Below are 11,695 nucleotides of genomic sequence, written 5' to 3'. Positions count from 1 at the left end.
AACCGTACGCTCGGCGATTCCCCTAGCGGCTGAGCCGCGCCATACGCTGGTGGGATGACGACGACGGCATCGGGCGTGCGCACCAGCGCGGTATGGCCGGTGCTGGTCGGGGTCGCCGTCCTGGCGGGGACGATCGCCGCGGGCATCGGCGCTCTGTCGCTGGCCGACGCGCTGAGTGCGACCGGCCTGCCGGATCCCGGGCCGATCACGACCTACGGACTGCCGTTCGTTCGGGCCGCAGGCGAGATCGCGGCGGTCATCGCCGTCGGGTCCTTCCTGTTCGCCGCGTTCCTGACGCCGCCTCAAACCAACGGCGTGCTCGACGCCGGCGGGTACCGCGCGCTGCGCCTGGGCACCGGCGCGTCCGCGGCGTGGACGGTGTGCGCGGCGCTGATGGTTCCGCTGACGGTCTCCGACGTCTCCGGTCAGCCACTGAGCGAGACTCTCGACCCGGTGGCCGTCTGGTCGGCGGCCGACCTCGTCGACATGGCCAGCGCGTGGCGGTGGACGGCGTTCCTGGCCGCCGCCGTCACGGTCGCCAGCCTGCCGGTGCTGCGCTGGTCCTGGACGCCGGTCCTGCTGGGCGGGGCGTTGACGACGCTGATCCCGCTCGGGTTGGCCGGGCATTCGTCCACCGGCGGCGCCCACGACATGGCCACCAACAGCCTGTTGTTTCACCTGGGTGCCGCTGCGCTGTGGGCGGGCGGGCTGCTCGCCCTGCTGGTACATGCGATGCGGCGCGGTAAGCACGCCGACCTCGCCGCCCGCCGGTTCTCGGCGCTCGCGTTCTGGTGCTTCGTCGTCATGGCCGTCAGCGGCGTGATCAACGCGCTCGTGCGCGTCGAACCGGCCGACCTGGTGCGCACCGAGTACGGCTGGTTGATCGTCGCGAAGATCTGCGCACTGTCCCTGCTCGCGGTGATCGGCTGGTGGCAACGCCGCTCCGCGGTGGCCGCGTTGCAGGACGACCCGGACGCACGCGGTCCGCTGGTGCGTCTGGCGCTGCTCGAGGCGCTGCTGTTCGGGGCGACGTTCGGCATCGCGGTCGGGCTCGGTCGCACTCCTCCACCGCCGCTGGTCGAACAGCCCAGCCCGGTCGAGGTGGCGATCGGATACGACCTCGCAGGCCCGCCCACTTTCGAGCGGATCCTGCTCGACTGGCGTTTCGACCTGATCTTCGGCACCGCCGCGATCGTCTTCGCGGTGGTCTACCTGCTCGGTGTGCGTCGGCTTCGCCGTCGGGGTGACGCGTGGCCGGTCGGACGGACGCTGGGTTGGCTGTGCGGCTGCGCGTCGCTGCTGATCGCGACGTCGTCGGGGCTGGGCCGCTACATGCCCGCCATGTTCTCGATGCACATGATCGCCCACATGACGCTGTCGATGCTGGTGCCGATCCTGCTGGTGCTCGGCGCGCCGATGACGCTGGCCCTGCGGGCGCTGCCGACGGCGGGACGCGGCGAGCCGCCGGGTCCGAGGGAGTGGCTGCTGGCCGCGTTGCACTCGCGGGTGTCGCGATTCCTGACCCAGCCGATCATCGCGACGGTCATCTTCGTCGCCGGTTTCTATGGGCTCTACTTCGGCGGGCTGTTCGACGCGGCGGTCGACAAGCACGGCGCACATGTGCTGATGAATCTGCACTTCCTGCTCAGCGGATACCTCTTCTATTGGGTCACGATCGGCATCGATCCGGCACCGCGCCAGATTCCTCACCTGGGCAAGGTCGCGATGGTGTTCGCGTCGCTGCCGTTGCACGCGTTCTTCGGTGTGGTGCTGATGGGCACCAAGACCGTGCTGGGCGAGCCGTTCTACCGGTCACTGCAGTTGAGCTGGCACACCGACTTGCTCGCCGATCAGCGCACCGGCGGTGGAATCGCCTGGGCCGCTGGTGAGGTCCCGCTCGTGGTGGTGATGCTCGCGCTGCTGATCCAGTGGACGCGCAGCGACCAGCGCACGGCCAAACGAATCGACCGGGCCGCCGACCGCGACGACGACGCGGAGCTCGTCGCCTACAACGCGATGCTCGCCGAGCTCGCCCGCCGCGACGCCTCGTCGCGCTGAGATCCGGCGAGCTGGCGCCCAGACCGACGCTTTGGCTGGTTTCCGGCCCGCGAATCGACCATTGCGTCGGTTTCGGGAACGGTGGGAGCCAGACCGGCGGCCGTCTGCGTCCCACCAGTGTGGAGATTCCGTTCGTCGGCCGTGACGCCGTGGCCGCCGGCCACCTCACGAGGGCACGCCTGCGCAGTCACTATCGGCCGCTGTACCGCGGCGTCTACATCCCGCGAGGCCACGAGGTGTCGCTCCGCGAGAGGATCGCCGGCGTATCCTGCGCCTCGCCTTCGGCGGTGATCGCCGGGGTAGCCGCCTCCGCGATGCACGGGGCGAAATGGGTCGTGGACGACGTTCCCATCGAATTGGTCGCGGCGGTCCGGCGCCAGCGCGGGCTGATCGTGCGCGACGAGACCCTGGACGAGGACGAGGTCACCTCGGTCGCGGGCATCCGGGTGACCACGCCGGCCCGGACCGCGTTCGACCTGGGCCGCCATCAGCCTCGTGACCCGGGCTGTCGCACGCCTGGACGCGTTGATGAATGCGTGCCCGTTCGCCACCGAGGACGTCGCGCTACTGGCGAAACGTCATCGCGGTGTGCGTGGTCTGCGCCGGCTACGGGCGGCGCTGCCGCTCGTCGACGGTGGCGCCGAGTCGCCGAGGGAAACGTGGCTGCGGCTGCTGTTCATCGATGCCGGCCTACCTGGCCCCGCCACACAATTCGTCGTCCGTGACGAGTGGGACCGCTACGTCCGGCGCATCGACATGTGTTGGGAGGACTTCAAAGTCGGCGCGGAGTACGACGGAGAACAACACCTCACCAGCCGGCGACAGTACGTGCTCGACGTTCAGGTCAATCGCGTACTGCAGCGGCTCGGCTGGCACGTCATCCACGTCATCAAAGAGGACCGCGGGGTCGACATCGTCGAGCAGGCGCGAAACGCCCTGCTGTCGCGGGGCTGGCGCCCGTAGGTTCCGGGGACGCCTCGAAACCGACGCAATGGTCGATCGCGGGTGAGTAAACCAGCCAAAACGTCGGTCTGGCGACAACGAACGCACCATCCACAACGACGAATTCATCCACAGGGCCGCCCGGCGACGGAGCGTGCCGAGTCCCGGTGTCGGCGCCGCGGCGCTCAATAGCGGTGTCACCGAGACGCCACAAGGCGATCGGCAAGCAAACGCAAAGAAACAGGAGATCGTAATGTTCGAGACACCGTTCACCATCGTCGGCAACATCGTCACCGACCCGATCCATCGGCGGGTGGGGGATCAGGAGATGGTCCGGTTCCGGGTCGCGAGCAACTCGCGCCGCCGCACGGCCGAGGGAACATGGGAGCCCGGAAACTCGTTGTTCGTGACGGTGAATTGCTGGGGGAGGGTGGTTGCCGGGCCCAGCGCGGCGCTGGTCAAGGGCGACCCCGTCATCGTCGTCGGACACGTTTACACAAGCGAATACGATGACCGGGACGGCAACCGACGCTCGTCGGTCGAAGTGCGGGCCACATCGGTCGGGCCGGATCTGGCCCGGTGCACGGCACGCATCGACCGAGGGCGGCAGCAGTCCGAACAGCGGTTCACCGACCCGGAAAACCACTCCGAAGACACCGGTGATGACGACGACACGGAGCAGCCCGACACGGCGCTGCCCCTGACCGCGTAGCGCGGGGACGCCGCCGGCGCAGGACCTCGAGTAGCTCACTCGGCTGCGCCGGCGGGGCCACGCCTACGATGGTCCGCGAGCATCACCCGAGAGACTCGCAACTTTTGAAAGGCATCCCACGGCATGGCCGAATTCATCTATTCGATGCGGAAGGTCCGCAAGGCGCACGGCGACAAGGTCATCCTCGACGACGTCAGCCTGAACTTCCTTCCGGGCGCGAAGATCGGCGTCGTCGGTCCCAACGGGGCCGGCAAGTCGAGCGTCTTGCGGATCATGGCCGGGCTGGACCAGCCCAACAACGGCGACGCGTTCCTGCAGCCCGGAGCGACTGTGGGCATCCTGCAGCAGGAACCGCCGCTCAACGAGGACAAGACCGTCCGCGAGAACGTCGAAGAGGGCGTGGCGATCAAGGAGAAGCTGAACCGCTACAACGAGGTTGCCGAGCTGATGGCCACCGACTACTCCGATGAGCTGATGGAGGAGATGGGCCGGCTGCAGGAGGAGCTCGACGCCGCCGACGCCTGGGACATCGACTCCCAGCTCGAGCAGGCGATGGACGCGTTGCGCTGCCCGCCGCCCGACGAGCCGGTCACCCATCTGTCCGGAGGCGAGCGCCGCCGGGTCGCGTTGTGCAAGCTTCTGCTGTCCAAGCCCGACCTGCTGCTTCTCGATGAGCCCACCAACCACCTGGACGCCGAGAGCGTGCAGTGGCTCGAACAGCACCTCGCCGAGTACAAGGGCGCGATCCTCGCCGTCACGCACGACCGGTACTTCCTGGACAACGTGGCCGAGTGGATCCTCGAACTCGACCGCGGACGGGCGTATCCGTACGAGGGCAACTACTCGACGTATCTGGAGAAGAAGGCCGAGCGCGTCGCCGTGCAGGGACGCAAGGACGCCAAATTGCAGAAGCGTCTCCAAGACGAGCTCGCCTGGGTTCGGTCGGGCGCCAAGGCGCGGCAGGCCAAGAGCAAGGCCCGCCTGCAGCGCTACGAGGAGATGGCCGCCGAGGCGGAGAAGACTCGCAAGCTCGACTTCGAGGAGATCCAGATTCCGACGCCGCCACGGCTGGGCAACGTCGTCGTCGAGGTGGAGCACCTCGACAAGGGCTTCGACGGCCGCACCCTGATCAAGGACCTGTCGTTCACGCTGCCGCGTAACGGCATCGTCGGGGTCATCGGTCCCAACGGTGTCGGTAAGACGACGCTGTTCAAGACCATCGTGGGCCTCGAGCAGCCCGACAGCGGCACGGTCAAGGTCGGCGAGACGGTCAAGTTGAGCTACGTCGACCAGAGCCGTGCGGGCATCGACCCGAAGAAGACGGTGTGGGAGGTCGTCTCCGACGGGCTGGATTACATCGAGGTCGGCCAGAACGAAATCCCCTCGCGGGCTTACGTCTCCGCGTTCGGCTTCAAGGGGCCGGACCAGCAGAAGCCGGCCGGTGTGCTGTCCGGCGGTGAACGCAACCGGCTCAACCTCGCGTTGACCCTCAAGGAGGGCGGCAACCTGATCCTGCTCGACGAGCCGACCAACGACCTGGACGTCGAAACGCTGTCATCGCTGGAGAACGCGCTCGAGAGCTTCCCCGGCTGCGCGGTCGTGATCTCCCACGACCGGTGGTTCCTGGACCGCACGTGTACCCACATCCTGGCGTGGGAGGGCGACGAGGACAACGAGGCCAAGTGGTTCTGGTTCGAGGGCAACTTCGGTGCCTACGAGGAGAACAAGGTCGAACGGCTCGGCGCAGAGGCCGCCCGCCCGCACCGCGTGACGCACCGAAAGCTCACCCGCGACTAGATCCGGCGGGGTACCCGCAAAGCCCGCGCGCGGGCTACTAGGGTCGACTTCTGCGGACCGCGGAGCCGCTTCGCTCATCGGGGCTGGTGGTGACATCCAACGGCGGAGGTCCGCGCCTACAGTTCAGGAGCGTCGCATGTCGGTGAATCCGGGAGACGTCGGGAGATCAGCGGGCGCCGGGGTCGGCGTCACCGGGGCCAACCACTCTCCTGGACTTGACGACCAGACCATGGGGCGGCTCGCGCGGGCCTATCTGGAGACCTATCGGGGTCCGCACGCCGACGCGCCCGCCGCCGATTCCACGGTCACCATGCCGGTGACGGCGACGGCGCATCAGGTCGTCACGCCGAGCCTCATCGCCGCGCATCACCGGCTCGGTCGCTTCCGCCCCTACGGCGATACCCGCGTCGAGGTGTACCGCGCCGACGACCCGGCCGGGTTCGGGCCCGCGCTGCAGATCGTCACCGACAACTCCGCGATGGTGATGGACTCGGTCACGGTGCTGCTGCACCGCTTCGGCGTCGCCTACACCGCGATCATGAACCCGGTGCTGCGGGTACACCGTGCGCGCGCAGGCGAACTCCTCGACATCGCGCCGGCCACTGAAGCCGGCGGGTCCCGCGACGGGGTGTTCGAGGCCTGGATCCACGTCCAGCTCGCGGCGACCGTCGACCCCAAAGCGCTGGCTCAGGTGGCGCAGATGCTCCCGAGCGTGCTCGCCGATGCACGTCACGTCGCGCTCGATTCTGACGAGCTGTCGTCGACGCTGCGCCGGTTGGCGCACGACGTGGCCACCGACACCGGCGGCAGGTTCCGCGGACCCGACCGCGAGGACGTCGCCGCTCTGTTGCGATGGCTGGCCGACGGACATTTCGTGCTGCTGGGCTACCAGCGGTGTTCGATACAGGACGGCCGGTCGTCGGTCGATCCGTCCAGCCGGCTGGGGGCGCTTCGGCTGCGCCACGACGTGCTGCCGCCGCTGACCGACGACGACGACGACCTTCTCGTGTTGGCGCAGGCCACCATTCCGAGCTATCTGCGTTACGGCGCCTACCCTCACATCGCGGTCGTGCGCGAACAACACGGACCGACCGTCATCGAACACCGCTTCGTCGGCTTGTTCACGGTGGCGGCCATGAACGCCAACGTGCTTGAGATCCCGTTGATCTCGCGCAGGGTGACCGAAGCGCTGTCGCTGTCCCGCAACGACCCCAGCCACCCCGGACAACTGCTGCTCGACATCATCCAGACCATCCCGCGCTCGGAATTGTTCGCCCTGTCGGCGCAGGACGTGCTGGACATGGTGAAGGCCGTCGTCGACCTCGGGTCCCGGCGGCGCACGTTGCTGTTCATGCGTGCCGATTCGCTCGCGCAGTTCGTCTCGTGCCTGGTGTACCTGCCGCGCGACCGCTACACCACCGCCGTGCGGTTGGAGATGCAGGACATCCTCGTGCGCGAACTCGGCGGTGTCAGCATCGAGTACACCGCGCGGGTGAGCGAATCGCCATGGGCGGTGGTTCATTTCGCGGTACGAATGCCCGACGGCACCACCGCCCGCGACATCGACACATCCCCGAACAACGAGTCGCGGATCCAGGATCTGCTCACCGAAGCGGCGCGCACCTGGGGCGACCGGTTGATCGGCGCGGTGAAGACGGGTTCGATCAATCAGCGCACGGCGCAACACTATTCCGCCGCCTTTTCCGAGGCCTACAAGCAGGCGGTCGCGCCGCTCGACGCGATCGCCGACATCGCGGTCATCGAAGACCTGCAGGACGGTTCGATCCAACCGGTGCTCACCGATCTCGAGGAGGGCACCGCGCAGCTCACGTTATATCTGGGCGGGCACTCGGCGTCGCTGAGCGATCTGCTGCCGATGCTGCAGTCGATGGGCGTGGTGGTTCTCGAAGAGCGACCGTTCACCGTCGAACGTCCCGACGGGCTCGTAGTGTGGATCTACCAGTTTAAAATCTCACCGCACAAGTCGATCCCGCACATCGAGTCCGAATCCGAACGAACCGGAACCGCCACGCGTTTCGCCGACGCGCTGACCGCGATCTGGCAGGGCCGCGCCGAGACCGACCGGTTCAACGAGCTGGTGATGCGGGCCGGCCTGAACTGGCAGCAGGTCTCGGTGCTGCGCAGCTACGCGAAATACCTGCGGCAGGCGGGTTTTCCGTACAGCCAGTCACACATCGAGGCCGTCGTCAACGACCACGCCAAGACCGCCCGTTCCTTGGTCGAACTGTTCGAGGCGCTGTTCTGTCCGTTCGAGGACGAGCAGGAGGACGCACCGAAACGTCGTGACGCCCAGGCGGCCGCGGCGGCGGTGAGTGCCGACATCGACGCACTGGTCAGCCTGGACACCGACCGCGTGCTGCGGGCGTTCGCGTCGATGATCCAGGCGACGCTGCGCACCAACTACTTCGTCAGGCGGCAGGAGTCGGCCCGGTACGAGGACGTGTTGTCGTTCAAACTCGATCCCGGATTGATCGACGAATTACCGCTGCCGCGACCGAAGTTCGAGATCTTCGTGTACTCGCCGCGGGTCGAGGGTGTGCACCTGCGGTTCGGTTACGTCGCGCGCGGCGGCTTGCGCTGGTCGGACCGCCGCGAGGACTTCCGCACCGAAATCCTCGGGTTGGTCAAGGCGCAGGCTGTCAAGAACGCGGTGATCGTGCCTGTCGGCGCCAAGGGCGGTTTCGTCGTCAAGCAGCCGCCGACACCGACCGGAGATGCCGCCGACGACCGCGAAGCGCAACGCGCCGAGGGCGTGTCGTGTTACAAGCTGTTCATCGCCGGTCTGCTCGACCTGACCGACAACGTCGACAAGGGGTCCGGACAGGTGGTTCCGCCGCCGGATGTGGTGCGCCGCGACGGCGACGACGCCTATCTCGTCGTCGCCGCCGACAAGGGCACCGCGACGTTTTCCGACATCGCCAACGAGGTCGCCAAGTCCTACGGCTTCTGGCTCGGTGACGCGTTCGCCTCGGGCGGTTCCGTGGGGTACGACCACAAAGCCATGGGCATCACCGCCAGAGGCGCGTGGGAGTCGGTCAAGCGGCACTTCCGCGAAATGGGTGTCGACACCCAGTCCGAAGACTTCACCGTCGTCGGTGTCGGCGACATGAGCGGCGACGTGTTCGGCAACGGCATGTTGCTGTCCAAGCACATTCGCCTGTTGGCTGCCTTCGACCACCGTCACATCTTCATCGACCCCGATCCCGACGCGGCGCGCTCGTGGGAGGAGCGCAAGCGTCTGTTCGACCTGCCGCGGTCGAGCTGGGAGGACTACGACTCCTCGCTGATCAGCGAGGGCGGCGGCGTCTACAGCAGGGAGCACAAGTCGATCCAGATCAGCTCGCAGGCCCGCGCCGCGCTGGGCATCGACGACGACGTCGATGAGCTGACCCCGCCCAACCTGATCAAGGCGATCTTGAAGGCGCCCGCCGACCTGTTGTTCAACGGTGGTATCGGCACCTACATCAAGGCCGAGTCCGAATCCGACGCCGACGTCGGCGACCGTGCGAACGACCCGGTCCGGGTGAACGGAAACCAGTTGCGGGCCAAGGTGGTCGGTGAGGGCGGCAACCTCGGTGTGACCGCGCTCGGGCGTATCGAGTTCGACCTCGCCGGTGGCCGCATCAACACCGACGCGCTGGACAACTCGGCTGGGGTCGACTGCTCCGATCATGAGGTCAACATCAAGATCCTGATCGACTCGCTGGTCACTGCGGGCAAGGTCAGCCCCGAAGATCGCACCGAACTGTTGCTGTCGATGACCGACGAGGTCGGCCGGCTGGTGCTCAGGGACAACGAGGATCAGAACGATCTGATGGGCACCAGCCGCGCCAACTCGGCAAGCCTGCTTCCGGTGCACTCGCGGATGATCAAGGCCTTCGTCGCCGACCGCGGCCTCAACCGTGAACTCGAAGCGCTGCCGTCGGAGAAGGAGATCCACCGCCGCACCGATGCCGGAATGGGTTTGACCTCACCGGAACTCGCCACGCTGATGGCTCACGTCAAGCTTGCGTTGAAGGCCGACCTGTTGGCAAGCGAGCTGCCCGATCAGGAGGCGTTCGCCTCCCGGCTGCCGTGGTACTTCCCCGAGAAGTTACGTGAGCCGTTCGCCGCGGAGATCCGGTCGCACGAACTGCGCCGCGAGATCGTCACGACCATGCTGGTCAACGACGTCATCGACACCAGCGGAATCACCTACGTGTACCGCATCAGCGAGGACGCCGGGGTGGGCCCGCTGGACGCCGTGCGCAGTTATGCCGCGGCCAACGCGATCTTCCGGATCAGCGACCTCTGGCGGCAGATCCGCGCGGCGGGGGAAGACGGCGTTTCGGTTGCGGTGACCGACCGGATGACCCTGGATCTGCGGCGGCTGGTGGACCGGGCCGGGCGCTGGCTGCTCAACTACCGTCCTCAGCCGCTGGCGGTGGGCGCCGAGACCAACCGGTTCGCGGCCAAAGTCGCGGCATTGACACCGCGGATGTCCGAGTGGCTGCGTGGCGAGGACGAGGCCATCGTGGCCAAGGAGGCCGACGACCTCACCTCGCGCGGAGTCCCCGAGGATCTGGCGTACGAGGTGGCCACGGGGCTGTACCAGTTCAGCCTTCTCGACATCATCGACATCGGGGACATCGTGGAGCGCGAACCCGACGAGGTGGCCGACACCTACTTCGCGCTGATGAACTACCTCAACACCGATACGCTGCTCACCGCGGTGTCGCGGCTCGAGCGCGACGACCGCTGGCATTCGTTGGCGCGACTGGCGATTCGCGACGACATCTACGGGTCGCTGCGCGCTCTGTGCCTGGACGTGCTGGCGGTGGGTGAACCTGAGGAGACGGGTGAGGAGAAGATCGCCGAATGGGAGACGACGAACGGTTCCCGGGTGGACCGCGCCCGTCGCACGCTCGACGAGATTCATGAAAGCGGTCAGCACGACCTCGCGACGCTGTCGGTGGCGGCGCGTCAGATTCGCAGCATGACACGGACCAGTGGAACGGGGACTTCTCGATGACAGGCGCTGATCTCGCGCGCACCACGAGTGGGGCAGGGTTTGTCGCGCCGGTCCATGTGCGGTGGTCGGACATCGACATGTACCAGCACATCAACCACGCCACCATGGTGACGATCCTCGAGGAAGCCCGGATCCCATTCCTGCGAGAACCGTTCGGCCCGGAGATCGAGACCATCGGCTTGCTCATCGCCGAGGTCAACATCGCGTACAAGGCCCAGTTGCGGCTGATCGACTCGCCGCTTCAGGTGACCATGTGGTCGAAGCGCGTGCGCTCGGTCGATTTCACCGTCGGCTACGAGGTGCGATCGGTGGGCGCGCCGCCGGACTCGAAGCCCGCGGTGATCGCGGACACCCAGTTGGCCGCTGTGCACATCAAAGAGCAGCGTTTGCACCGGCTTTCGCCGCAGCAAAAAGAGTATCTGCAGCGCTGGACACGATGACGCGCTCCGAGCGGGGCCTCTGGCTGACCGAGCTACCGCATCGCGGAGACCTCGCGACGTTCACCGAGCGGGCTTTACGTCTCGACGAAGCCGCGGTGATCAGGCTGCGTCAACGGTCCGAGGAAGTGCTGGTCGCCTGGGTTGCAACGGGATTCGATGTGCTGGCCAGCCGGGTTGTGGAGGGCCGGGTCAATCCGCCGGATCTTTCGGCGGGGGCCGACGCGCTGGCCGAGGGTCTGCGGACCATCGACGGAACCGGTTTCGTCGAACCCGGCTTCGCGCTGGATTCCGCCTGGCGCGGAGTGCTTCCGCCGGACTCCGGCTTCGTACACCTCGACGATGTGCCCGCCCGCGTCGTGCTCGACTTGGCGCAGCGCGGTGGGGAGTTGGCCAAAGAGCACTCCAGCAGTCACGGTCCGCCGGTGTCGCTGCTGGACCAGGAGGTCGTCGCGGTCAGTTCCGGCGACGACAGCGTCGGTATCCCGATGAGGTGTGTATTCGCTTTGACGGCAATGGGTTTCCTGCCGCAGTCGGGATCAGCGGTGGGAGCCGATGAGATCGTTCGGGTGCGGGTGACGCCGGCGTGGCTGCGCATCGACGCGCGGTTCGGTTCGGTGTACCGCCGCCGCGGCGATCCGGCCGTCGTCCTGCGCTGACTTTTCCCGCCGTGTGGGCTCACGCGCGAAGCCGGCGAGTGTCCGTGTTTGCACAGCG

The 11,695-nt window shown here is 67.2% G+C and carries 6 protein-coding genes and 1 pseudogene; all 7 read left to right on the top strand.

Going from position 1 to position 11,695, the window contains the following annotated elements:
• Positions 1–54: 54 nt before the first annotated feature.
• The 7 genes and pseudogenes from A5790_RS01000 (at position 55) to A5790_RS00970 (ending at position 11,637) form a co-directional block, all read left to right on the top strand.
• A complete protein-coding gene (locus tag A5790_RS01000) occupies positions 55–2,058 on the top strand; it encodes a cytochrome c oxidase assembly protein (protein WP_066840703.1) in 2,004 nt (667 codons plus the stop codon).
• 119 nt (positions 2,059–2,177) lie between these two features.
• Positions 2,178–3,021 (top strand): annotated as a pseudogene (locus A5790_RS00995) (hypothetical protein).
• Positions 3,022–3,253: 232 nt separating this feature from the next.
• Positions 3,254–3,712, top strand: a complete 459-nt coding sequence (locus A5790_RS00990; protein ID WP_066840819.1) for a single-stranded DNA-binding protein — start codon at positions 3,254–3,256, stop codon at positions 3,710–3,712.
• A gap of 123 nt (positions 3,713–3,835) precedes the next feature.
• Positions 3,836–5,509 (top strand): energy-dependent translational throttle protein EttA, encoded by a 1,674-nt coding sequence (gene ettA, locus A5790_RS00985; RefSeq protein WP_066840701.1) that lies wholly within the window; start codon positions 3,836–3,838, stop codon positions 5,507–5,509.
• A gap of 136 nt (positions 5,510–5,645) precedes the next feature.
• A complete protein-coding gene (locus tag A5790_RS00980; protein ID WP_066840699.1) occupies positions 5,646–10,541 on the top strand; it encodes an NAD-glutamate dehydrogenase in 4,896 nt (1,631 codons plus the stop codon).
• Entirely contained in the window at positions 10,538–10,981 is a 444-nt protein-coding gene (locus A5790_RS00975; protein WP_066840697.1) for a thioesterase family protein, read from the top strand. The genes A5790_RS00980 and A5790_RS00975 overlap by 4 nt, the downstream gene beginning before the upstream one ends.
• A complete protein-coding gene (locus A5790_RS00970) occupies positions 10,978–11,637 on the top strand; it encodes a hypothetical protein (RefSeq protein ID WP_369829751.1) in 660 nt (219 codons plus the stop codon). Before A5790_RS00975 ends, A5790_RS00970 begins: the two co-directional genes overlap by 4 nt.
• Positions 11,638–11,695: the final 58 nt, after the last annotated feature.

It is taken from the genome of Mycobacterium sp. 852002-51152_SCH6134967 (assembly GCF_001667105.1).
Taxonomy (GTDB): domain Bacteria; phylum Actinomycetota; class Actinomycetes; order Mycobacteriales; family Mycobacteriaceae; genus Mycobacterium; species Mycobacterium neumannii_A.
This window is presented reverse-complemented; position numbering and strand designations above follow the sequence as displayed.

What these genes read in the sequence shown, in the direction of transcription:
- A5790_RS01000 (WP_066840703.1), top strand. Translation starts at nt 55, where the DNA reads ATGACGACGACGGCATCGGGCGTGCGCACCAGCGCGGTATGGCCGGTG.
- A5790_RS00990 (WP_066840819.1), top strand. Translation starts at nt 3,254, where the DNA reads ATGTTCGAGACACCGTTCACCATCGTCGGCAACATCGTCACCGACCCG.
- ettA (WP_066840701.1), top strand. Translation starts at nt 3,836, where the DNA reads ATGGCCGAATTCATCTATTCGATGCGGAAGGTCCGCAAGGCGCACGGC.
- A5790_RS00980 (WP_066840699.1), top strand. Translation starts at nt 5,646, where the DNA reads ATGTCGGTGAATCCGGGAGACGTCGGGAGATCAGCGGGCGCCGGGGTC.
- A5790_RS00975 (WP_066840697.1), top strand. Translation starts at nt 10,538, where the DNA reads ATGACAGGCGCTGATCTCGCGCGCACCACGAGTGGGGCAGGGTTTGTC.
- A5790_RS00970 (WP_369829751.1), top strand. Translation starts at nt 10,978, where the DNA reads ATGACGCGCTCCGAGCGGGGCCTCTGGCTGACCGAGCTACCGCATCGC.